This window comes from Thermopolyspora flexuosa (assembly GCF_006716785.1).
GTDB lineage: Bacteria > Actinomycetota > Actinomycetes > Streptosporangiales > Streptosporangiaceae > Thermopolyspora > Thermopolyspora flexuosa.
In genome coordinates, this window is sequence record NZ_VFPQ01000001.1 from 1,892,737 (window position 1) to 1,916,236 (window position 23,500).

The 23,500-nt window shown below is 71.0% G+C and carries 15 protein-coding genes; 6 read left to right on the forward strand and 9 right to left on the reverse strand.

Translation table 11 applies throughout. The annotated features are described in order from the left end of the window. The first annotated feature begins 659 nt into the window (after positions 1 to 659). The 4 genes from FHX40_RS08095 to FHX40_RS08110 all read left to right on the forward strand — a co-directional run bounded on the left by FHX40_RS08095 (position 660) and on the right by FHX40_RS08110 (position 6,204). Complete coding sequence (locus FHX40_RS08095) at positions 660 to 2,759, forward strand: alpha/beta hydrolase (protein WP_211350202.1); 2,100 nt, start codon at positions 660 to 662, stop codon at positions 2,757 to 2,759. A 200-nt stretch (positions 2,760 to 2,959) separates the two neighbouring features. Next, on the forward strand, positions 2,960 to 4,309 hold the full coding sequence (locus FHX40_RS08100) for an ABC transporter substrate-binding protein (protein WP_142259038.1): 1,350 nt from the start codon (positions 2,960 to 2,962) through the stop codon (positions 4,307 to 4,309). Positions 4,310 to 4,381: 72 nt separating this feature from the next. Further along, positions 4,382 to 5,323: a carbohydrate ABC transporter permease gene (locus FHX40_RS08105; RefSeq protein ID WP_142259039.1), complete on the forward strand. Its 942-nt coding sequence runs from the start codon at positions 4,382 to 4,384 to the stop codon at positions 5,321 to 5,323. Beyond that, entirely contained in the window at positions 5,320 to 6,204 is an 885-nt protein-coding gene (locus FHX40_RS08110; RefSeq protein ID WP_142259040.1) for a carbohydrate ABC transporter permease, read from the forward strand. Before FHX40_RS08105 ends, FHX40_RS08110 begins: the two co-directional genes overlap by 4 nt. A gap of 46 nt (positions 6,205 to 6,250) precedes the next feature. Here the strand turns inward: FHX40_RS08110 and FHX40_RS08115 are convergent, their stop codons facing one another. The 4 genes from FHX40_RS08115 to FHX40_RS08130 all read right to left on the reverse strand — a co-directional run bounded on the left by FHX40_RS08115 (position 6,251) and on the right by FHX40_RS08130 (position 11,355). Further along, complete coding sequence (locus FHX40_RS08115; protein WP_142259041.1) at positions 6,251 to 7,888, reverse strand: GH39 family glycosyl hydrolase; 1,638 nt, start codon at positions 7,886 to 7,888, stop codon at positions 6,251 to 6,253. Positions 7,889 to 8,021: 133 nt separating this feature from the next. Further along, the gene (locus tag FHX40_RS08120; RefSeq protein ID WP_142259042.1) at positions 8,022 to 8,960 is read right to left on the reverse strand and encodes a carbohydrate ABC transporter permease; all 939 of its coding nucleotides are present in this window, start codon (positions 8,958 to 8,960) and stop codon (positions 8,022 to 8,024) included. After that, positions 8,944 to 9,897 (reverse strand): carbohydrate ABC transporter permease, encoded by a 954-nt coding sequence (locus FHX40_RS08125; protein ID WP_142259043.1) that lies wholly within the window; start codon positions 9,895 to 9,897, stop codon positions 8,944 to 8,946. Before FHX40_RS08125 ends, FHX40_RS08120 begins: the two co-directional genes overlap by 17 nt. Before the next feature lie 138 nt (positions 9,898 to 10,035). Continuing rightward, the gene (locus FHX40_RS08130; RefSeq protein WP_211350203.1) at positions 10,036 to 11,355 is read right to left on the reverse strand and encodes an ABC transporter substrate-binding protein; all 1,320 of its coding nucleotides are present in this window, start codon (positions 11,353 to 11,355) and stop codon (positions 10,036 to 10,038) included. Positions 11,356 to 11,535: 180 nt separating this feature from the next. Here FHX40_RS08130 and FHX40_RS08135 point away from each other — a divergent pair, with 180 nt between their 5' ends. After that, the gene (locus tag FHX40_RS08135) at positions 11,536 to 12,579 is read left to right on the forward strand and encodes a LacI family DNA-binding transcriptional regulator (protein WP_142259045.1); all 1,044 of its coding nucleotides are present in this window, start codon (positions 11,536 to 11,538) and stop codon (positions 12,577 to 12,579) included. Positions 12,580 to 12,585: 6 nt separating this feature from the next. Here FHX40_RS08135 and FHX40_RS08140 read toward each other — a convergent pair whose 3' ends face one another. The 5 genes from FHX40_RS08140 to FHX40_RS08160 form a co-directional block, all read right to left on the reverse strand. Continuing rightward, positions 12,586 to 14,058: a phytoene desaturase family protein gene (locus FHX40_RS08140; protein WP_142259046.1), complete on the reverse strand. Its 1,473-nt coding sequence runs from the start codon at positions 14,056 to 14,058 to the stop codon at positions 12,586 to 12,588. A gap of 206 nt (positions 14,059 to 14,264) precedes the next feature. Next, the gene (locus tag FHX40_RS08145) at positions 14,265 to 15,791 is read right to left on the reverse strand and encodes a glycoside hydrolase family 13 protein (protein ID WP_142259047.1); all 1,527 of its coding nucleotides are present in this window, start codon (positions 15,789 to 15,791) and stop codon (positions 14,265 to 14,267) included. Positions 15,792 to 15,852: 61 nt separating this feature from the next. Then, positions 15,853 to 16,809, reverse strand: a complete 957-nt coding sequence (locus tag FHX40_RS08150; protein WP_142259048.1) for a carbohydrate ABC transporter permease — start codon at positions 16,807 to 16,809, stop codon at positions 15,853 to 15,855. A gap of 10 nt (positions 16,810 to 16,819) precedes the next feature. Beyond that, on the reverse strand, positions 16,820 to 17,827 hold the full coding sequence (locus FHX40_RS08155; RefSeq protein WP_142259049.1) for a carbohydrate ABC transporter permease: 1,008 nt from the start codon (positions 17,825 to 17,827) through the stop codon (positions 16,820 to 16,822). After that, positions 17,820 to 19,121, reverse strand: coding sequence for an extracellular solute-binding protein (locus FHX40_RS08160; RefSeq protein ID WP_229788722.1), 1,302 nt, complete (start codon positions 19,119 to 19,121; stop codon positions 17,820 to 17,822). Before FHX40_RS08160 ends, FHX40_RS08155 begins: the two co-directional genes overlap by 8 nt. Positions 19,122 to 19,640: 519 nt before the next feature. Between FHX40_RS08160 and FHX40_RS08165 the strand changes: the two genes are divergently transcribed. Further along, positions 19,641 to 22,955, forward strand: coding sequence for a discoidin domain-containing protein (locus FHX40_RS08165; protein WP_142259051.1), 3,315 nt, complete (start codon positions 19,641 to 19,643; stop codon positions 22,953 to 22,955). Positions 22,956 to 23,500 lie beyond the last annotated feature (545 nt).

Here is a 23,500-nt window from a genome sequence, read left to right on the forward strand (position 1 = left end):
CCCCCGCACCACGGCCATCGCCCCCTCCGTCCGGGCCTCCGGCCCGGCGCGCGACCGTACGCTCCCCTGGCGGCATGCTGACCTCCGGCATCCCCCGTCGGACATCGCGCGCCCGGCCCCGGCGTGCGGCGGGCGCGTATCCCGGTACTTCCCGCCGCTCGCCGCGATATGTACGGCTCGCCGTCACCCAGCGGTCGCCTGATGCGCCGCCCACATTTGCGTAACTTGTCGCATCTATCCCTGATCACCGTTATTCGGATCTTGTCAATGTTAGCGTTATCACTTACTTTCGGGACTAACCGATAACCACTGTTTGCTGTGAAGTCGGCGGGCGGCCGGCGCGTCGGCGGCGCCGCCGTACCGGAATCCAGAGGCCGGTCCCGCACGGCCACCGAAACGTGCTCAACGGCGCGACCGAGGCGTCACGCCGGCATGCCGCCAGGTGAGTGACGTGCGCCTGGCGTCCCGGGGAGAGCGACGACGGACGGAGGTGCAGGCGCAGGGGTCACGGCATATCCGCCGCTGAATCGAACCGGCGGTCGAGCGACATCACCGGCCGACCAGCAAGGGAGATTCGAATGCCAGCGTTATCGTGTCACGGCGTCGTGCGCGCCGATAGGCTCCGCCGGTTTCCGGCGGTGATCCTCGCAGGAGTCCTGATGATCGCGGCAGTGGTGTTTCCGCAACGTCCGGTGGCCGCGGACACCCCGTGGCTGACCGTCTCCGAGGACGGCTTCGCCTCGTTCACCGTCCCGGCGGCCTACATCGAGCAGCAGGCCGGACAGGTCTCGCAGGTGGTCGTCGAGGGGAACTTCGGGCCCTCGTTCACGTGGGCGGAGTACGGCCTGACCCGGTGGGGCGACGTCTGGTCGGGCGTCCTCGGCCCGCTGCCGCCGGGGCTGTACCACTACCAGATCACCGCCGACGACACCAAGAGCCTTAAGGATCCGACGAACGACACCCGCGTGGCGTCGAAGCCCCTGTGGAGCGCCTTCTTCGTGCGGGGCGACGCGTCGCGCCTGCTCGAGGACGCGCCCGAGGGCAGCCGCGGCAAGGTCGAGACCCTGACCTACCGCGCCGGGCGCGAGGAGCGGTCGGTGCTGGTGTGGACCCCGCCGGGCCACTCCGCCAAGGGCCCCAAGCCACTGCCCGTGCTCTACCTGCGCACCGGCGCCGGCGGCAGCGCCACCGACTGGGCCGATCTGGCGCGTGCCCCGCAGATCCTCGACAACCTGACCGCGCGCAAGGCGATCGAGCCGATGGTCGTGGTGTTCGACGGCGACGGCCCGGACGACCGCAAGGCGTTCGACGACCTGCGTAAGGCGGTCGCCCACCGCTACCGCGTCCACCAGGACCCGGCGCACCAGGCGATCGCGGGTACGGCCGAGGGCGGCACGTGGGCGCTGCGCACCGGGCTCTCCCGGCCGGGCGGGTTCGGCTACGTCGGCTCGTTCTCCGGCCTGGCCACCGAGGCCGGCGGCAAGCCCGACGCGCACGCGATCAACCGCACCGTGAAGCTGCTGCGCCTGTACACGGGCAACGTGACCGACCCCGCGTACAACGCGACCGTCCGGCTGACCAGGGCGCTCGACCGCGCCGGCGTGCGGTACGGGTTCGACGGGGTCAACCCCGACGCCGGCGGGAACTGGCACGCCTGGCGGGAGAACCTCATCGACTTCCTGCCGCGGCTGTTCCGCAAGGCCGCCGACAACGGCCCGAGCCCCGGCCACGGCAGGCTGAAGGGCGAGTTCGTCCCGCCCAAGCCCGGCACCACGCCGACCCCGTTCGTGTCCGAGGACGGCTTCGTCACCTTCGACACCCCGGCCGGGTACAGCGGCGCCCGGCACGTCACGGTGTGGGCGAACTGGGGCCCCAACGGGAGCTGGCTGCGCGTCCCGATGACCCGGGCCGGCGACCGGTGGCGGGTGACCGTCGGCCCCCTCGAGCCGTGGTTCTACTACTACCAGTTCTTCGTCGACCTCAAGCAGGTCAAGGACACCGCGAACCCGACGAAGATCACCTCCGAGCCGACCTGGAGCACCTTCCTCGTCAAGGGTGAGCGGGCACGCCTCGTGACCGACGTCCCCAAGGGCAAGGGCGGCAAGGTCGAGAGCCTGACCTACCGCAGCAACGTGGTCAACGAGGAGCGCACCGCGCTGGTGTGGCTTCCGCCCGGGTACGACCCGCGGCGCGCCGAGCCGTACCCCGTGCTCTACCTGCAGCACGGCGGCGGCCAGAGCTACACCGACTGGGTGGAGATGGGGCGCGCCAAGCAGATCCTCGACAACCTGTTCCTCGACGGGAAGCTGGTGCCGATGGTCGTGGTGATGGGCAACGGCAACGTGCCCGACTTCACCCGGGAGCTGCTGGAGAACATCGTCCCCGCGGCCCGCGACCGCTACCACGTCTCCGGCGACCCGGCGCGGCAGGCACTCGCCGGGCTGTCGATGGGAGGTGCGCAGACGCTCGAGGTGCTCAAGGCGCGGCCGGGCACCTTCGGCTACGTCGCGGCGTTCTCGTCCTGGTTCGGCCCCGCCGACGGCGTCGACGTGGACGCGATCAACAACGGGACGAAGCTGCTCCGGCTGTACGTCGGCGACCAGTCGGACTTCGTGTACCCGCTGTTCATGCAGTCCCTCGCCACGCTGGACGAGCTCGGCATCCGGTACGAGTTCGACGGGCCCACCCCGGGCCCGCACGGCTGGGACGTGTGGCAGAAGAACCTCATCGACCTGGCGCCGCGGCTGTTCCGGCGCTAGGCCGGGCCCGCCCGCGCCCCCTCCCCGGTGCCGCCGTCTCCGCGCGGTGGCACCGGGGACCGGATGTTAACGCTCACATTCGATCGGGTGGACGAGGGCGCCGGTCGCGGCACCGGCGTCCCTCGCCCACCGGCCGCCCGCCCGGCCTCGGCGGCGGCGCACGGTCCCGGGTGCGCCGCGATCCCGGAGGGGAGATGACCGTGAAGAGGAGAAGACTGCGCCACGCGATGGCGATGGTGGCCGCCGCGACCGCGCTCGCCGCCTGCTCCGCCGGCGGCGGGGAGCCGGGCGCCGGCAAGGCGAGCAACTGCACGAACGAGATCCCCAAGAAGAACCTGCCGGTCGTGACGATGTGGGGCTGGTACCCGAACATGAACCTCGTCGTCGACAACTTCAACCGGCTCAACGACGAGGTGCAGGTCTGCTGGACCAACGTCGGCCAGGGCGGCGACGAGTACGACAAGTTCCAGACCGCGATCACGGCGGGCTCCGGCGCGCCCGACGTGATCATGATCGAGATGGACCGCATCCCCACGTTCCAGATCCAGAACGCCCTCGTCGACATCCGGCGGTACGGCTACGAGCAGGTGAAGGAGAACTACGGCGAGGGCGCGTGGAAGGACGTCTCGGTCGGGGACGCGATCTACGGCGTGCCGGTCGACGGCGGCCCGGTGGCGATGATCTACCGCAAGGACATCTTCGAGAAGTACGGCATCACGCCGCCCAAGACCTGGGCCGAGTACGAGCAGGCCGCGCAGAAGGTGAAGGACGCGGGCGGGCCGCTCTTCGGCGACTTCGCCGCGAACGTCTCGGCCCTCACCATGGCGCTCCAGATCCAGAAGGGCGCCAACCCGTTCACCTACGACCCGACCCAGCCGAGGACGATCGGCATCCGGCTCAACGACCAGGCGTCCAAGGACGTGCTCGCGTACTGGGAACGCCTCGTCCGCAAGGGCCTGGTGGGCACCGAGGACCAGTTCACCCCCGAGTACATCTCCGGCGTCATCAACGGCCGGTACGCGACGTACATCTCGGCGGCCTGGGCGCCCGGCTACCTCACCGGCGCCGGGGTCGGCCAGGGCGAGGACACCGGCAAGTGGGCGGTCGCGCCGCTGCCGCAGTGGGACCCCGACAACCCGGTGCAGGTGAACTGGGGCGGGTCGGCGTTCTCGGTGACGAGCCAGGCGAAGAACCCCGAGCTCGCCGCGAAGGTGGCCTACGGCCTGTACGCCGACGACGAGTCGCTCAGCCACGGCTGGAAGAACCAGATCATCTTCCCGCTCAACCTCAAGGCGCTGAACAGCCCCGAGTTCGTCGACCACAAGGTGCCGTTCTTCGACGGGCAGCAGGCGAACAAGGAGGTGTACGTCCCCGCGGCCAACGCCTACCAGGGCGTCACCTACAGCCCGTTCGGCCAGTACTACTTCGACGCGATGACGAAGCAGGTCAGCGCGCTCATCCAGGGCTCGGTCACCGCCGAGCAGGCCGCCGACCGGCTCCACGAGGACGTCGTGACCTACGCCAGGGAGCAGGGTTTCACCGTCCAGTGACGCCACGGGCGGGCCGGACGCCCCGGCCGCCCGGCCCGCCCGCGATCCCCCGCATCGACCCCGGAGCCCCACATGCCCCTCCTGATCGAGAAGGACGCGCCGCGCGTCCGGGAGAAGCCGCGCACGGCCCGCGGCAGGGTGCGCCTCCGCGAGCACCTGCTGGGCTGGCTGTTCGTCGGGCCGTTCGCGTTCGTCTTCCTGGCCTTCCTCATCGCGCCGCTCGGTTACGCGGCCTACCTCAGCCTCTTCCAGCGGAAGCTGATCGGCGGCACGAGCTTCGTCCTGTTCGACAACTACCTCAAGGCGTTCACCGACCCGAGCTTCCTGTCCGGGACGTGGTTCGTCATCCGCTTCTCGCTGGTCGCCATCCCCCTGCAGATCGGCATCGCGCTCGCGCTCGCCCTCATCCTCGACGCGGTGACGTCGCTGTTCGCCCGCTTCGCCCGGCTCATGATCTTCCTGCCGTACGCGATCCCCACCGTGATCGGCGCGATCATGTGGGGATTCCTCTACAGCAAGAGCTTCGGGCCGCTCGCCGACGTCTTCGGGCTGTTCGGCGCCGCCGCCCCCGACCTGCTCAGCAGCAACCTGATCTTCGCCGGCCTGGTGAACATCGTCACCTGGCAGTGGGTCGGCTACTACATGATCATCCTGTACGCGGCGCTCCAGGGCATCGACCCGACCCTGTACGAGGCCGCCCGCATCGACGGCGCCGGACGCTGGCAGATCGCGCTCCGGATCAAGATCCCGCTGATCACCCCCGCGCTCCTGCTGATCCTGGTCTTCTCCCTCATCGGCACCCTGCAGTTCTTCAACGAGCCGCAGATCCTGCGCCCGCTCGCGGCCGGCGCGATCGGGCCGGACTTCACCCCGAACATGTACGCCTACCAGCAGGCGTTCGGGCTCGCGAACATCAACTACGGGTCGGCGATCTCCTTCGCCCTGGGCGGGGTGGTGTTCGTCGGGGTCTACGCCTTCCTGTTCCTCACCCGGAAGCGGAGGAGTTTCCTGTGACCCGTCACCGCCCCGGCACCGCGCGCCGCCGCCCGCCGAGCCGCCACCTGCCCCTGCAGGTGTTCCTCGGCTTCGTCGTCGTGTACTTCCTCGTGCCGTTCTGGTGGGTCGTGGTCAACGGCTCCAAGGACGCGGCGGGACTGTTCGGCGGCGGCAACACCCTGTGGTTCGCCGGCCGCGTCGACTACCTCGGCAACCTGCGCGAGCTGTTCACCTACGACGGCGGCATCTACGGCCGGTGGATCCTCAACTCGGCGCTGTACGCGCTCGTGGGCGGGGTCGGCGCGACGATCCTCGCCGTCCTCGCCGGCTACGGCTTCGCCCGGTACCGGTTCGCCGGGCGGCGCTTCGGGTTCGCCCTCGTGCTCGGCGCGCTCATGGTGCCCGCGACCGCCCTGGTGATCCCCACCTTCGTGATGTTCGCCGGGCTCGGGCTCACCAACACGATCTGGGCGGTGATCCTGCCGTCGCTGCTCAACCCGTTCGGCGTCTACCTGATGCACGTGTACGCCCGCGACGCGATCCCCGCCGAGATCCTCGACGCGGCGCGCGCCGACGGCGCGGGCGAGCTGCGGGTGTTCCTGCGGGTCGCGCTGCCGCTGATGCGGCCCGCGGTGGTGACCGTGCTGCTGCTGTCCGCGGTGGCCTGCTGGAACAACTACTTCCTGCCGCTGGCCATGCTCTCCGACAACCGCCTGTTCCCGGTCACCGTCGGGCTCGGCGTCTGGCAGGGCATCGCCTCGGCGAACAACGCCGGCACCACCCCGCTGTGGAGCCTCATCATCCTCGGCGCGCTGGTCTCGGTGATCCCGCTGGTCATCGCGTTCTTCACGCTGCAGCGGCACTGGCGCGGCGGCCTCGCCCTCGGCGGCCTGCGGTGAGGAGCGGGCGACGCCCGGCCGGACGCCGCCCGCCGCGGCCCGGCGGTCAGGGCAGCTGCCGTACCGACATCACCGCCCAGGGCAGCAGCTCGACGTCGAGCTCGAGCACGCCGGAGGCGGGCACGGTGAGCGGGTAGCGGAGCAGCGCGTCGGCCGCGGTGCGCAGGTACTCGGTCTCGGCCCGGGAGGGGTTGACCGGGGAGCCGAGCCGGTACCAGGCCTCGGCCGGGTTGCCGTGCTCCCAGTCGAGGATCTCCACGAGGAACGTGGTGCCCGGCCGCAGCCCGCCGATCGAGTGGCGGATCCGCCGGGTCGGCCCGACCTCGGCGAGGTGGCGGGTCGCCTCGTAGGAGCCCACCGAGGGCAGGCCGCGCAGCGCCATGTCGTCGGGGTAGTTGAAGAACACCGCGGACACCGCCGAGGTACGGCTGTCGCGGGTGATCACCCCGTGCGGGGTGGCGTGCAGCAGCCGGTCGCCGAGCCGCGCGAGCATGGCGAACGCGTGGAACGTCGGCTTGTGCACGCCGCTCTCGTTCACCAGCCCGAAGCCGCCGTGGAACGGGCCGATGCCCGCGCCGCCCTCCTCGAACACGTCGGTGAAGGTCCAGTACGAGATCGAGTCGGCGAGCGTGGCGCACTTGAGGTACGCCCGGGTGATGTAGGTGGCCGCGAACACCGTGTCGTGCATGAAGTCGCGGCTCGACGGCGAGGTCGACCACTCGGTGATGTGGATCTCCGCGTCCGGGTACGGGCTGTTCTTCACGATCTCCCGCAGCAGGGTGAGGTCGTCGAAGGTGGCGTCCGCGTACCGGGTGATCTGCACCGCCCGGCCGTCCGCGCCGTAGGCGTAGTCGGTGGGGTAGAGGTGGGTCGAGATGAAGTCGATCGGCAGGTCGCGGCGGGCGCACCAGTCGATGAAGTCCTCGATCCACACCGGCCGCCAGTCGAGCGCGTCCACGTCCGTCGCGGCCGCGGTCTTGTGGGTCGCGGAGCGGTCCTCGGTCTCCCCCTTGTACCGGTCGTCGGGCACGAACACGCTCGTCGCGGGACCGCCCACGCGCAGCGCCGGGTCGATCCCCTTGATCGCCCGCACGGTGTGCTCGTACAGCTCGAAGTACTGGGTCTTCGTGCCGGTCCAGAAGTGCGGCACCAGGTTCGGCTCGTTCCACACCTCGAACCGCCACCGGCGCACCTCGTCGAGGCCGTACCGGTCGATCCAGTGCTCGACGGTCCTGGTCACGAGCTCGACCCAGCGCCCCATGTCCTTGGGCGGGCTGCAGTGCGCGCCCCACCAGAACAGCGTCTCGGTCTGCGTGGCCAGCTCGCGCGGCATGAAGCCGAGCTCGACGAACGGCCGGACCCCGCTGTCCACGATGAAGTCGAACACCTTGTCCACGTAGCTGAACGTGTGCACGGGGGCGGGCAGCGGCGAGTTCGGCCCGAAGCCGCCGCCGTAGCTCTCCCGGTAGACGAACATGTCGTCGTGGAACAGGCCGTGGAAGCGGACGGACCGGAATCCGAGCGTGGACACCGCCTCGGTGAACTGCTGCCGCCAGTCCGCACGCAGCGCCTCGTTCGCCCGCCCGGCGCCGACACACCTGCTCCAGACGTGCGGCAACGCGCTCTCGGCGCAGGGCTCGCCGTCGACGAGCAGGCGGGACTCGAGCACACCGTCGATGGTCATTCGGTTCACTTACTCCTCTGGGTCACGTGTGGGCGACGGATGCCGGCGGCACGGCACGCCGGGCCCGGGCCGCCGGCGCCCGGCCGCCGCGGATCGGGTGCGGGCGGTACGGCGGGGCCGCCGCGGGGCACGGCTAGCCCTTGACGGCGCCGAGCGACAGGCCCGCCCGCCAGTAGCGCTGCAGGCTGAGGAACGCGATGATCAGCGGGATGATCGTCAGCAGCGAGGACGTGATCACGAGATTCTGGATGAGCGCCCCGGCCCCGGCCTGCGACCCGAGCTTGTTCCACTGGTTGATGCCGACGGTCAGCGGGTACCAGGCGGGGTCCTTGAGCATGATCAGCGGCAGGAAGTAGTTGTTCCAGATCGACACGAAGGAGAACAGCAGCACCGTCACGCTCGCCGGGGCGAGCAGCGGGAGCGCGATCCGGAAGAAGGTGCGGAACTCCCCGGCGCCGTCGATCTTCGCCGCCTCGAGCAGCCCGGTCGGCACGGCCTCGGCGGCGAACACCCACATCAGGTACAGCCCGAACGGGTTGAGGAAGGACGGGATGAGGATCGCCCACGGGGTGTTGGTGAGGCCGAGCTTGGCGAACAGCAGGAACTGCGGGATCGCCAGGGCGATGCCGGGGACCGAGATCGAGCCGAGGATGACGAACAGGAAGACCCGCTTGCCGCGGAAGTCGAGCTTGGCCAGCGCGTACCCGCCCAGGGCGGCGAGGAACGTCGACACGGTGGCGCCCACGACGACGTAGAGCACGGTGTTCGACAGCCACCGGGAGTAGACGCCGTCCTGGTAGGTGAACACCTCGACGATGTTGTCCCACAGCGCGAACCTGCCGCCGGGGGCGAGCCCGAACGTCGACACGAAGTCGGCCTGCGTCTTGGTGGAGTTGATCACCAGCCAGGCCAGCGGCAGCAGGCAGTACAGGGTGAACAGGCCGGTCAGCACGGTGAGGGTGACGCTCTTGCGCGGGTTGCCCACCGTGTGCAGCCGCGGGCCGCGGCCGGTACGGCGGGCCGGCGCGGCGGCCGTGCCGGACCCGGCGCGCAGGCTACCGATCGAGTGCATTCCTCAACCCTCTGATCTGGACGGCGTAGGCGATGGCGATCGTGATCACGGCCATCACGAGCGCGAGCGCGGCCGCGTAGCCCTGCTGGGACCCGGTGAACGCCAGGTGGTACGCGTACAGGTTCGGCGTGTAGTGGGTGGTGATGCCGCTGTTCGCGACCATCGACTGCAGGATCTGCGGCTCGTTGAACATCTGGAAGGTGCCGATGATCGAGAAGATGATCGTGACGACGAGCGTGCCGCGCAGCGCGGGCAGCTTGATCCAGCGGATGATCTGGAACTCGTTCGCCCCGTCGATCGCGGCCGCCTCGTACAGCTCGCGCGGGACGGCCTTGAGCGCCGAGTAGAAGATGAGCATGTTGAACCCGGTGAACGCCCAGGTCACCATCACGCCGATGGAGATGAGCGTGGTGTCCGGGGTGAACGGGTCGATGCTCGTGCCCAGCGCCCGGTTGAGGCTGCCGAACAGGCCGTACTTGACGCCGAGCATGAAGCCCCACATGAGGGTGGACACGATCGCCGGCACCGCGTAGGGCAGGAAGATCGTCACCCGCATGAACTTGGCGCCGTGGACGCGCAGGGAGTCGAGCGCGAGCGCGACCGCCATGGCGAACAGCAGCATGATCGGCACCTGGATCAGGGTGAACCACACGACGCGCCCCACCCCGTCCCAGAACTGCGGGTCCTGCAGCAGCTTGGTGTAGTTGGCGAGGCCGACGAAGGTGTCGCCGCCGAGCAGCCGCTGCTGGAACAGGCTGAGGTAGGCGGCGTACAGGATCGGGACGATGAACACGAGCGCGAACAGCGTCCCGAACGGGGCGATGAACGCGTACCCGGCCCACGATCGCCGCCGCCGGTTCGGTGTCGGGTCCCGGGTCGCGCCCGCCGTGTGCTCGTCCGTGGGGGCGCTCGTGCCGATCCGGCTTGCCAGGTCCATGGTGTGCTTCCTCCGCGGTCCGCTGACGGTCTGGTCCCGCCGGTTCCGGTGCCGCGCCCGGCGCGCGCACGGCGCGTGCCCGAGGTGTCCGCGGTACGGCCGCGCGCACGCCGGGCGGTTGGGGCACCGGCCGGTGGCCTAGCTCACCTCGAAGCCCTGCTCGTTGCCGTACTGGGCGGAGCGCTGCCGCCACTGCTCGAGGATCTCGGCGAGGGATCCCCTGCCCGAGGTGTAGTAGGGGGTCGCGATGTCCTCGTAGATGGTGCGCGCCCACTCGAAGAACGGCGGGTACTGCCAGCCGGTCCCGACGATCTCCGAGGCCTCGGCGAGCACCGCGCCGGTCTGCTGGCCGCCGAAGTACTCGTTGGCCTTGCCGCGGAACTCCTCGCTCTGCAGCACCGAGAGGTTCGGCACGAACGCGCCCGCCTCGACCCGGGCCGCCACGCCCTCGCCGTGCGTGAAGTACTCGAGGAACTTGAACGCGGCCTCCTTGTGCTGCGCCGCCTCCGGGATGCCGAACGCGCTGCCGCCGTTCTCCGACCCGACCTTCTCGCCCTCGCTCCACTGCGGCATGAGGGCGACCCGGAAGTCACCGGCGGCCTTCGGCGCCCGCTCCGGCAGGGTCGCGGTGAGCCAGCCGCCCATGATCTGGCTGGCGAGCGTGCCGTCGTTGAGCGCCCGGTTCCACTCGTCGGACCAGCCGCGGATCTTGGTGTTGACCAGGCCCTCGTCGAGCATCCTCTGCCAGAAGGCGATCGCCCGCTTCGAGCCCTCGTCGGTGAAGTCGATCCGCACCTTGGTGCCGTCCACCTGGTACGGCCGGCCGCCGGCCTGCCAGATCAGCGAGAGCAGGAAGAACGGGTCGCCGGTGTCCTGGGCGATGTAGTAGCCGTCGCCGAGCGCGCGGATCTTCTTCGCCGCCTCGTAGTACTCGTCCCACGTGGCCGGCGGCTCCTCGATGCCGGCCTTCTTGAACGTCGCCGCGTTGTAGAACATGGCCGAGGGCCCGTAGTCGGACGGCAGCGCGTACACCTTGCCGCCCACCGTCACGTGCTCCCACGCGGCCTTGACGTAGTCGTTCGCGAACCGCTCGGCGCCGAACTGCCCGAGGTCGGCCAGCTTGCCGGGGATGGCGAAGTACGGCACGGCGAAGTACTCGAACATCACCAGGTCGGGGACGCCGGAGCCGGCCTGGATGGCGTTGTCGAGCGCCTGGTACTCGTCCTGGGACGAGCCCGCGTTGACGACCTCGACCTTGATGTTCGGGTTGGCGGCCTCGAACCCGGGCACGGCCTTCTCGACGGTGCCGTCCCAGCTCCACACCGTGATCTTCACCGGGCCGTCGCCGCCACCGCCGCCGTCGCCGGTACCACCACCGCCGCCACCCGAGCAGGCGGTGAGCGCGAGCGTCGACACGAGAGCCGCGGACAGGAGTTTCGCCTTCAGCGAGAGCCGCACGAGCCTCTCCTCTCGCCGGGTTACGAAAGAATTTCGCAACTTGTTCGGGGTGTGGTTGGACATTAAGGTGCCGGTAACGCCGTGTCAATGGGGTCGTTACATCGAAATCGCCCCGGTTTCGGAGCGGTGAAGGGGGCGTGATACCTTCGAAAAAGTTTCGAAGCCCGGAAAGGAGCCTGGATGCCACGGCGAGGTCGTTCCGAGCGGGTCACCCTGGCGGACGTCGCCCGGCTGGCCGGGGTGTCGCCCACGACCGCCTCCAAGGTGCTCAACGGGCGCAGCGACGTGGGGGCGCGCACCCGCGAGCGCGTCCTTGCGGTCATGGCCGAGCTCGGCTACCGCCCGACGACGGCGCGGCACACCCGTCCCCGGGAGCGCGCGATCCTCACCGTGCTCGACTTCGTCGAGTCACGCTACGCCGGGACCGTGCTCCAGGGCATCCTCCTCGCCGCGAACGCCGCCCAGGCCGAGCTGCTGCTGCGCCTGCCGCCCGAGGATCCCGCGAGCACGAGCCGTACCGCGGCGCGGGCCTGGCTGGAGGAGCGGCAGGAGTCCGGCGTGGTCGGCATGATCGTGCTCGCCGCGGCCGTACCCGACCCGGTGCTGCTCGCCGCCGAGGACCTCGGGCTGCCGGTCGTGGCGATCGATCCGATCGACACCACCGAGTCCCGGGTGGTGAGCATCGGCTCCACCAACTGGGCGGGCGGCCGCTCGGCGACCGAGCACCTCATCAAGCTCGGCCACCGCAGGATCGCCTGGATCGGCGGGCCGCTCGGCTCGGCCCCCTCGGTCGAGCGCTTCCACGGCTACCAGGCCGCGCTCGACTCGGCCGGTATCACGCCGGACCGCGCGCTCGTCCGCCACGAGGCGTTCTCCTTCGAGGCGGGCTTCCGGCACGCCCTCGACCTGCTCTCCCTCGACGACCGGCCGACCGGGATCGTCGCGGGCAACGACGAGATCGCCCTCGGCGTGCTCGCCGCGGCCGGGCGGCTCGGCATCGCCGTACCGCGCGAGCTGTCGGTCACCGGGTTCGACGACACGCCGCAGACCGAGTGGACCACGCCCCGGCTCACCTCGGTACGGCAGCCGCTCGCCGGGATGGGCCGGATGGCGGTGGAGACCGTGCTCGCCATGGCGGACGGCGTGCAGCCCGCGTCCCGGCACCTGCAGCTCGCGACCACGCTCAGCGTCCGCGACTCGACCGGCCCCGCCCCGGCGTCCTGACCCCGGTCAGCGGCGTTCGCGCAGCACGCGCTCGGCGGCGAGGCGGCCGGAGATGAGCACGGGCGGCACGCCGATGCCGGGCGCGGTGTACATGCCCGCCAGGTGCAGGCCGGGGACGCGGCGGGCCACCGAGGCGGGACGGAACCAGGCGGTCTGGGTGAACCGCTGGTCGAGCGCGAACGGCGTGCCCGCGCTGTGGCCGCGCCGCCGCCAGGCCGGCGGGTCGAGCACGAGCCGGGGACGGGCGGACAGGTCCGGGTAGCCGAGCCCGGCCAGGCGCGCGAGCAGCCGCTCCTCCAGGTACGGCCGGAGCCGGGACCAGTCGGCGCGCAGCAGGTTGGGCGCGGGCTCGAGCACGCTGAGCACGGCCTGCCCGGCGGGCGCCGCGTCGGCGTCGCAGGCCGGGTGGGTGACGAGCAGGCTGGGGTCCGGCTGCGGCAGCCCGCGGTCGAGCGCGTCGAACGCGGCGTGCCAGGCGCGGCCGAAGTGGATCGTGTGGTGGGCCTGGCCGGGCAGCGGCCGGTCGAGGCCGGCGTGGATCACCAGGCAGGAGGGGGAGTAGCGGGGGCGGCGCAGCCGCCAGTCGGCCGCCGCCGCGGGCAGCAGGCCGCTCGCGTGCGCGGCGGGCAGGTCGCAGGCGACCACCACCTGGCGGGCGGGCAGCGCCGACCCGTCGGCGAGTCGTACCCCGCGCACGCCGTCGCCGCCGGTCTCCACGCGCACGGCCCGCACGCCGTACCGGAACGCCGCGCCCTTCTTCTCGGCGAGCGCGGCGAGCGCGGCCGGGATCGCGGCCATGCCGCCGCGCTCGGGGAAGTAGACGCCGCCGACGAGGTCCATGTACGCGACGACCGCGTAGACGCCGAGCGCGCGGTGCGGCGGCAGGCCGACGTACATCGCCTGGAAGGTGTGCGCGCGGACGAGCCGGTCGTCGCGCAGGCACGCGGCGGCGAGCCGGTCGAGGCGGCGGAACCCGCCGAGCACGGCGAGCCGGAGCAGCGTCCACGGCCGCAGCATCGACCGCAACCGCGCGGTGTCGGCGTCGATGAACGCGGGCCACGCCAGCGCGAACAGCTCGCCCAGCCGTCGCCGGTAGGCGAGATAGCGGCCCGCCTCCGCCGGGCCGCACAGCTCGCGCACCCGCTCGGCCATGACCTCGGCCTCCGGCACCACGTCGAGGTGGGTGCCGTCGGGGAAGGCGAGCCGGTAGGCGGGGTCGAGCCGCCGCAGCGGCAGCCACGCGTGCAGCTCCTCGCCCGCCGCGCCGAACAGGCCGGCGAGCACCTCGGGCATGGTGAGCACCGACGGCCCCACGTCGAACCGGTACGGCCCGGCGCGCTCGACGGCGCAGCAGCCGCCGGGGCCGTCGGCCGCCTCGACCACGGTGACCTCCCGCCCGGCCGCGGCGAGCCGTACCGCCGCGGCGAGCCCGGCGAGCCCGGCCCCGACCACCACGACCGGGCCGCCCCGGCCGGTCACGCGCCACCTCCGGCGGCCCGCCCGGCCACGCCCGGCGGCCGGGCGTCGCCGGGCGCATGCGGGTCACCCGCTCCGGCCGGGCGGGACCCGCGGCATGACGGTGTCGGGCGGCACGACAGCATTCGGACCTCCGGCGTTCCCCCGATGAACGGTCGCTGCGCCGGTACGTGCCCCCTCGTGCCGCGCCTAGTCCCCGCCCCGGCGGGTCAGGTGAGCCAGGCCGCGGTGTCGGCCGGCAGCAGGCCGTCCTCGAGCGGGCCGCTGGCGAGCAGGACCTCCCGGTGCGGCGGCGGCGCGATCGGGGCGGGGGAGAGGTTGACCACGCAGGTCAGGCCGGAGTCGCGGGTGAACGCGAGCACCTCGGGGCCGAGGTCGAGCCAGGTGAGCGTGCCGTCGCCGAGCAGCCGCCGCCGGATGCGCAGCGCGTTCCGGTACAGGGTGAGCATCGAGCCCAGGTCGCCGGTCTGCGCCTCCACGGTGAGCTTGCGCCAGTCCTCCGGCTGCGGCAGCCACGGCCGCCCGGCGCCGAACCCGAACGGCGGCTCCTCCCCGGACCACGGCAGCGGCACCCGGCAGCCGTCCCGGCCGGGCACGGTGTACCCGGACCGCCGCCAGATCGGGTCCTGGCGCAGCTCGCCGGGGATGTCGTCCACCTCCGGCAGGCCGAGCTCCTCGCCCTGGTAGATGTACACGCTGCCGGGCAGCGCCATGGCGAGCAGCGCGGCCGCGCGGGCCCGCCGGTAGCCGAGCTCGAGGTCGCTCGGCGCGCCGTCCCGCCGGTTCGCGTGGTCCCAGGAGGTGTCGGCCCGGCCGTACCGGGTGACCACGCGGGCCACGTCGTGGTTGGACAGCACCCAGGTCGGCGGGGCGCCCAGCGGGGTGTGGGTGGCGAGGGTGCGCTCGATCACCGCGCGCAGCCGGGCCGGGTCCCACGGGCAGGCGAGGAAGTCGAAGTTGAACGCGGTGTGCAGCTCGTCGGGCCGCAGGTAGCGGGCGAGCCGCTCCTGGTCGGGCAGCCACACCTCGCCGATGAGCACCCGCCCGCCGTACTCGTCGCTGATCCGCCGCCAGCTCCGGTAGATCTCGTGCACCTCGTCGAGGTCGGCGTACTCGCCGCGCAGGTCGGCGGGCTTGGCGAGCAGCGCGGCCGAGTCGATGCGGATGCCGTCGACGCCGCGGTCGAACCAGAACCGCAGCACGTCGTGGAACTCGGCGTGCACCTCGGGGTTGGTCCAGTTGAGGTCGGGCTGCTCCGGGGCGAACAGGTGCAGGTACCACTGCCCGTCGGGCACCTGGGTCCAGGCCGGCCCGCCGAAGATCGACTCCCACTCGCCGGGCTCGTCGCGGAACCAGAACCGGGCGCGCTCGGGGGAGCCGGGACCGGCGGCGAGCGCCTGCCTGAACCATTCGCTCTCGGTCGAGCTGTGGTTCGGCACCACGTCGATGATCACCCGGATGCCCGCCTCGTGGGCCTCGGCGATGAAGCGCTCGGCCTCGGCGAGCGTGCCGAAGGCCGGGTCGATGTCCCGGTAGTCGGCCACGTCGTAGCCGCCGTCGGCGAGCGGCGAGGGGTACCAGGGGGTGATCCACACGGCGTCCACGCCGAGCTCGGTCAGGTACGGCAGGCGGGAGCGCAGCCCGGCCAGGTCGCCGACGCCGTCGCCGTTGCCGTCGGCGAAACTGCGCAGGTAGACCTGGTAGATCGCGGCTCCCCGCCACCACGTTTCGGACATGCGGAAGGTGACTCCTTGTCGCGTTGGGATCGGTCGGGACGTCGGTGATTCGGGGTGGGGCTCAGCCCTTGAGGCCGCCCGCGGTGAGTCCGGCCATGATGTGCCGCTGGAACAGGAAGAAGACGATGATCGACGGGATGCTCGCGATCGTCAGGCCGGCGAGGATCGCGTTCTGGCCCACCGCGCCGGCGGTCTGCGACAGGCCGACGCTGATCGTCATCTTCTCGCTGTCCGGCAGCACGAGCAGCGGCAGCACGAAGTCCCGGTAGACGTTGACGATGGTGAAGATCGAGACCACGCCGAGGATCGGCCGGGAGACCGGGATCACCACCGACCACAGGATGCGCACCGGCCCGGCGCCGTCGAGCGACGCGGCCTCGAGCAGCTCCCGCGGGATCGAGTCGAAGAACCGCTTGAGCAGCAGGATGTTGAACCCGTTCGCCGCGGCCGGGAACCACAGCGCCCACGGCGTGTTGAGCAGGTGCCAGCCGAGGATCGGCACGTCGACGATGGTCAGGTAGAGCGGGATGAGCACGACCATCGGCGGGATCATCAGCGTGGCGAGCATGCCGCCGAGGATCACGTTCCCGAAGATCGGCCGCAGCCTCGACAGGGCGTACGCCGCGGACACGTCCACCGCCATGACGAACAGCCAGCCGCCCACCGCGTAGAAGGAGGTGTTCCACAGCAGCAGCCCGATGTCGAACAGCTCCCACGCCTCGAGGAAGGCGTCGAGCGACGGCTCGGCCGGGAGCAGCGTCGGCGGCATGCGGGCGATCTCCTCGCCCGTCTTCATCGCGCCCGTCGCCATCCAGTACAGCGGGAACACGAAGACGAGCGTGAAGACCACGACCACGGCGACGAGCACGGTCCAGTAGGCGAACCGGCCCCACGGCGTGGTGAGCGCCAGCGGCGAGATGATCGCACGCGTCCGCGGCTCGACCCGGCGGCGCGGGCGGCGGGCGGGCCCGTCTCCCCGCACTGGGGCGGCCGGCCGGTCCAGGGTGAGGTTCGGCATCGCTTCCCCCTCAGCGCGTGTTGTCGCGGGTGAGCCGGAGCTGGACGGCGGCGAAGACGAGCAACACGATCATGAGCATCATGCCGAGGGCGCCGCCCGCGCCGTAGTTGCCGCCGTACACGAAGGCGTACTGGTACATCAGGTAGGCGACGGTGACGGTGGCGTTCTCCGGGCCGCCGCCGGTGAGCATGTACGGCTCGATGAACACCTGCATCGTCGCCACGATCTGGAGCATGAGCATCAGCAGCAGGATCAGCCGGGTCTGCGGGATCGTGACGTGCCGGATCTTGGCGAGCACGCCCGCGCCGTCGAGCTCGGCCGCCTCGTACAGCTCGGACGGGATGTTCTGCAGCGCCGCCAGGTAGATGAGCGTGGCGGTGCCCATGTTCATCCAGGTGGACACCAGCACCAGCGAGATCAGCGCGGTGTCCGACGAGTCGAGCCAGGCGAGCGGCGGCAGGTGGAGGAACGCCAGGATCTGGTTGAACAGGCCCGGCCCCGGGTCGAGCAGCCAGCGGAACAGCAGCACGCTGACGATCGGCGGCAGCATCACCGGCAGGTAGACCACGAACCGCAGATACGCCCGGGCGTGCCGCAGCTCGTTGAGCAGCAGCGCGACCGCGAACGGCACGGCGTAGCCGCACAGCAGGGCGAGCAGGGTGAACGCGATCGTGTTCCACCAGGCCTGGCCGAACGCCGGGTCCCGGATCACGGTGCGGAAGTTCTCCAGGCCCACCCACTCCGGCGGGTCGATGAGGTTGGTGCTCTGGAAGGCGAGGACGAACTCCCGCACCATCGGGTACCAGGCGAACAGCGTGAAGCAGAACAGCGCGCCGCACATGAACCCGTAGGCGGTGAGGTTGCGCCGCACCGCCTGGCCGAGCCGGGTACGGCCCGGCCGGGACGGGCCCTCGCGGTACGGCCCGAGCCGCCACCGTGGCCGCGGGCCGGGCCCCGCCGGCGCGTGCCGGCCGGGGCCCGTCGTCGCGATCCCGGTCGCCACGGTCGGCTCAGCCATTGCTCGCGAGGATCGTGTTCGCCTTCGCCTCGGCGTCGGCGAGCAGCCTGTCGATGTCGGCGTCGCGGCGGCTCAGCACGGCGGACATGGCCACGTCGAGCACGGCGTACAGCTCCTGCGCCTTCGGCGGCTCCATCTTCGGCGGGATCGAGGCCGAGGCCTCCACGTACGGCCGGTAGTTCTCCACCGGCAGCACCGCGTTCTCCCGGCGGGCCTGCTGGATCGCCTTGCCGGTGGGCGAGTCGCCGTACACGTCGTTGTCCGGGATGCCGACCGGGTTGCCGATCGCCTTGCCGCGGGCGAAGTCGAAGCGGCCCTTGCCGACGGTGTTGAACTGGAAGTCGATCCACTTCATGCCGGCCCGGGCCTGCTCGGGCGTGGCCTTGGGGTTGATGAAGTACGCCTCGCCGCCGCTCAGCGCGGCCTTCGCCTCGGGAATGCCGGTGATGCCGTAGTCGGCGTAGTCGCCGTCGAACTTCTGCACCACGTCGGTGATCACGTCGGGCGCGCCGAGCATCATCCCGACCTTGCCGCCGCCCATCGCCATCATGAGCGACTCCCAGCCGTTGTACAGCTTGGCGCCCATGCTGTCGTCCACCCAGCGCATGTCGTGGAGGTACTGCAGGACCTCCTTGCCGATGGGGGAGTTGAACGCGGCCTTCTTGCCGTCGGGGGTGACCATCTCGCCGCCCCGGGCGTACACGTGCATGGTGAAGTGCCAGCCGCCGGTGTTGCCGCCGGAGTACTCGCCGAAGCCGACGTGGTCCGGGCCGAGCGCGGCGATCCTCTTGGCCGCCTCGCGGACCTCGGCCCAGGTCTTCGGCGGGGCGTCCGGGTCGAGGCCGGCCTGTGTGAACAGCCTGCGGTTGTAGACCAGGCCGACGCTGTAGTGCACGTTCGGCACGCCGTACACCCGGCCGTCCCGGGTGACCAGCTCCTTGACGTCCTCGCGCAGGTCCTTCCAGTTCTTGATCTCGTCGAGGTACGGGGTGATGTCGAGGGCCTGCCGCTTGCCGATCACCTCGTCGTAGTTGGTGACGGGGACCATGAACACGGTCTCCATCTGGCCGCCCGCGAGCTTGGGCCCGAAGGTCTTGGGGTCGAAGCAGGGCTGCTGGTCGGTGCTCCTGACGATCACGCCCGGGTTCGCCTTCTGGAACTCGGCGACGTCGTCGTCCCACGCCTTGCGGTTCTCCGGGGCGGTCTTCGCGGGTTGGCAGGCCACGGTGATGTGGACCTGCCCGCTCCCGGCGGTCTCCGCGGGGTCGCCGCCGCCGCACCCCGCCGTGCTCACGGTCAGCCCTGCCGCCAGGAGCAGTCCCGCGGTCCTGCGAAAGCCCGATCTGCGCATCGTCTGGCCCTTCTCCCACGCTCGATGGACGGTGAGGCGCCCCGCCGTGTGGCGTTGAGCATAGACTCGCGAACAGATCGCAGCAATATCCGGATTGTGGAGCGCAAGATTACAACTGAATCACGTCAAGGATTTCGAACCTGGTGGCGATCATGGGTGATACGTGGGCTTATGTGCCTCCAGGGGGCCGCGCGTGCTGCGGAAACGCTCCGGGAACACGTCCGACGCAAGCCGGCGAAAGCGGCCGCAAGTGCTTGCGCTGGATTGCGCTGACATGACGTCGCGTCCTGCAAGCCCTGTTGCGGCCAGGCTTCGCTGACACGGCCGTCACCACCTGGGATTTCGCGGTACGGCACGCGTGGTGTCCTAAGTCGGCCATTTGCGTAACTCAGTCAGAACATTGCAGTTACCTGTCGGTCATCTTATGGTTTGCCCACCCCCGGCCCCGAGAGGGAGCAGACCATGAGGCACAGACCGGCCGTCCTACCCCTGATCGCGGCGCTCGCCGCCGTCCTGCTCGCCGTCGGCCTGCCGGTGCCCCCGGCCGTGGCCGTCGCGCACGCCGCCGCGGGCCCCAACCTCGCGGCGGGCAAGCCGGTGACGGTGTCGAGCACCCAGCCCGGCTACCCCGGGAGCAACGCCACCGACGGCAACCAGGGCACCTACTGGGAGAGCGCCAACCACGACTTCCCGCAGTGGATCCAGGTCGACCTCGGCCGCGCGGTCGACGTGAACGAGCTGGTGCTCCGGCTTCCCGCCCACTGGGAGAGCCGCACCCAGACGATCGAGGTGCGCGGCAGCGTCGACGGCACCTCGTTCACCCGGCTCGCCGCCCCCGCCGCGCGCCTGTTCAACCCGGCCGCGACGATCACCTTCGGCACCGCCAGGGTGCGGTACATCCGGCTGGACATCACCGCCAACACCGGGTGGCCCGCCGGCCAGATCTCCGAGTTCGAGGTCTACGGCCCCGGCCAGGACCCGGAGCCGGGGCCGGGTGACGGCACCGATCTCGCGCTCGGCAAGCCGATCGAGGCCTCCTCGCACACGTGGATCTACGTCCCGGGCAACGCCAACGACGGCGACGTGACCACGTACTGGGAGGGCAACGGCCACCCGAGCACGCTCACCGTCTCGCTCGGCGCGGACGCCGACCTCACCTCGATCGTGCTCAGGCTCGATCCCGACCCGATCTGGGGGAGGCGCACCCAGACCATCGAGGTGCTCGGCCGTACCCAGGGCGGCGGCTCCTTCACCACCCTGGTGCCCACCGCCGACCACACCTTCGACCCCGCCACCGGCAACACCGTGACCATCCCGGTGAACGGCAGGGCCGCGGACGTGCGGCTGCGGTTCACCGCGAACACCGGCGCGCCCGGCGGGCAGGTCGCCGAGTTCCAGGTGTTCGGCGAGCCCGCGCCGAACCCGGACCTCACCGTCACCGCCGTCTCCTGGACGCCCGCGAACCCCACCGAGACCGACGCGATCACCCTGTCGGCCACCGTGCGCAACGCCGGCACCGTCGCCTCCGGCGCCACCACCGTGGCGTTCCGCCTCGGCGAGGCCGAGGTGGGCACCGCCGACGTCGGCGGGCTCGCCCCCGGCGCCTCGGCCACGGTCACCCGGAACATCGGCACCCGCGACGCGGGCACCCACGCCGTCTCCGCGGTCGTGGACCCGGACGACAAGGTGATCGAGCGCGACGAGGGCAACAACTCCCACACCGCCCCGTCCTCGCTGGTCATCCGGCCGGTGGACGGCTCCGACCTGGTCGCCACGGCGGTCTCCTGGACGCCCGCCAACCCGGCCGCGGGCGACGAGGTCAGCTTCACCGTGACCCTGAGGAACCAGGGCACCGTGGCCTCCGCAGGCGGGGCACACGGCATCACGCTCACCGTCCTCGACTCCGACGGCGACACGATCAAGACGCTCACCGGCACGCACAACGGCGTGATCGCGCCCGGCGCCACCACCGCGCCGATCACCCTCGGCGGCACCTGGACCGCGGCCAACGGCGAGTACACGATCCGCACCGTGGTCGCCGCCGACGCCAACGAGCTGCCGGCCAAGCGGGACAACAACACCCGCACCGACCGGATGTTCGTCGGGCGCGGCGCGCGCATGCCGTACGACATGTACGAGGCCGAGGACGCGGTCATCGGCGGCGGCGCGGCCGTGGTCGGCCCCAACCGCACGATCGGCGACCTCGCCGGGGAGGCGTCCGGGCGGCGCGCCGTCACCCTCGACACCACCGGCGCCTACGTCGAGTTCACCGCCAAGGCCCCGGCCAACACCCTGGTCGTGCGGTTCTCCATCCCGGACGCGCCGGGCGGCGGCGGCATCGACGCCACGCTCAACGTCTACGTGAACGGCACCTTCCATAAGGCGCTCAACCTCACCTCCAGGTACGCCTGGCTGTACGGCGACGAGGCGAGCCCGAGCAACTCGCCGTCCGCCGGCCCGCCCCGCCACATCTACGACGAGGCGCACCTCATGCTCGACACCACCGTCCCGGCGGGCGGGAGGATCCGGCTGCAGAAGGACCCGGCCAACACCACCCGGTACGCGATCGACTTCATCAACCTGGAGAAGGCCGAACCGGTGGCGAACCCCGACCCGGCCCGCTACGCCGTACCGGCCGGGTTCTCCCAGCAGGACGTGCAGAACGCGCTCGACCGGGTCCGCCAGGACCCCGCGCTCGAGGGCGTCTACCTGCCGCCCGGCGACTACCGGACCGACGGCAAGTTCCACGTGTACGGCAGGGCCGTCAAGGTGATCGGCGCCGGGCCGTGGTTCACCAGGTTCCACTCCCCGGCAGACCAGGAGAACACCGACGTCGGCTGGCGGATCGACCCGTCGGCGAACGGCTCGACGTTCGCGGGCTTCGCCCACTTCGGCAACTACACGCAGCGGATCGACGGCCCCGGCAAGATCTTCGACATGGCGAACGTCTCCCGGATCACCATCGACAACCTCTGGGTCGAGCACCAGGTGTGCCTCTACTGGGGCAGCCACGTCGACCACGTGACGATCAAGAACTCGCGGATCCGGAACATGTTCGCCGACGGCGGCAACTTCACCAACGGCAGCACGAACAACCTGGTCAGCAACGTCGAGGCCCGCGCCACCGGGGACGACGGCTTCGCGCTGTTCGCCGCCACGGACAACGTCGACGGCGACCAGTCCGGCAACGTGCTGGAGAACCTCACCGTCATCCTCACCTGGCGGGCCGCGGGCATCGCCGTGTACGGCGGGCAGAACAACACCGTCCGCAACGTCTACATCGCCGACACGCTCACCTACCCCGGGATCACGATCAGCTCGCTCGACTTCGGGTACCCGATGCGCGGCTTCGGCCCCGGCGTGACCCGGTTCGAGAACATCTCGATCGTCCGCGCGGGCGGCCACTTCTGGGGCGCGCAGACCTTCCCGGCGCTGTGGGTCTACTCCGCGCAGCGGCAGTTCCGGGCGATCCGGGTGAGCAACGTGGACATCGTCGACCCGACGTACCACGGCATCATGTTCCAGACCTTCTACAAGGACGGCGTCGCGCAGAACCCGATCACCGACATCGAGTTCAGCAACGTCACGATCTCCGGAGCGCGGAAGAGCGGCGACGCGTTCGACGCGAAGTCCGGCTTCGGCATCTGGGTCAACGAGCTCCCCGAGCCCGGCCAGGGCCCGGCGGTCGGCTCGGCGACCTTCCGCAACCTCACCCTGCGGGACAACCACACCGACTACCGCAACATCACCACCACGTTCACCCTCCACCTGAACTGACCCACGCCGACGGCGCCTTCACCGCGGACTCGGCCGCGGTGAAGGCGCCGCATGCCGTCGTCGGCCGGCGTCCCGCACCGCTCACCGCTTCAGGCGGCGGGGGACGCCCCGCGGGCCTGGGGCGCTCAGACCGCCGCCGTTCCGGACGGTCGGGGACGCCGTGCCGGCGGCGCGGGAACCCCGTGTATGCATTGTCGGAAAGGCCCAATGCGTTGCCTTCAGACGATGTCGGTCCGTATTTCAGGCATGACGAAATCCCGCCGCGGACCTCGGCAGCTCGAGTTCCGTGGTCCGTCGCGTCACGAAAAGGCCGAATTTCCCCCGCCTGACCAGATGGACCGCCGTTGACCGCGCGGTATGCGCCGCCGGGGCACTCAGCCCCGCTCCCCGCATTGCGGCGGCCACGCGATCAACGGCGGTGTGAACCAAATGTAAGAGGGTCGGTAAGGAAAGCGGTCGGTGGAGTGGATCACACCAGGTCTCGAAATGCGTTCCCGTTGCCGCGAACTGGGAAAACGAAAGTGGCGTGAGTGACGTACCCGCGA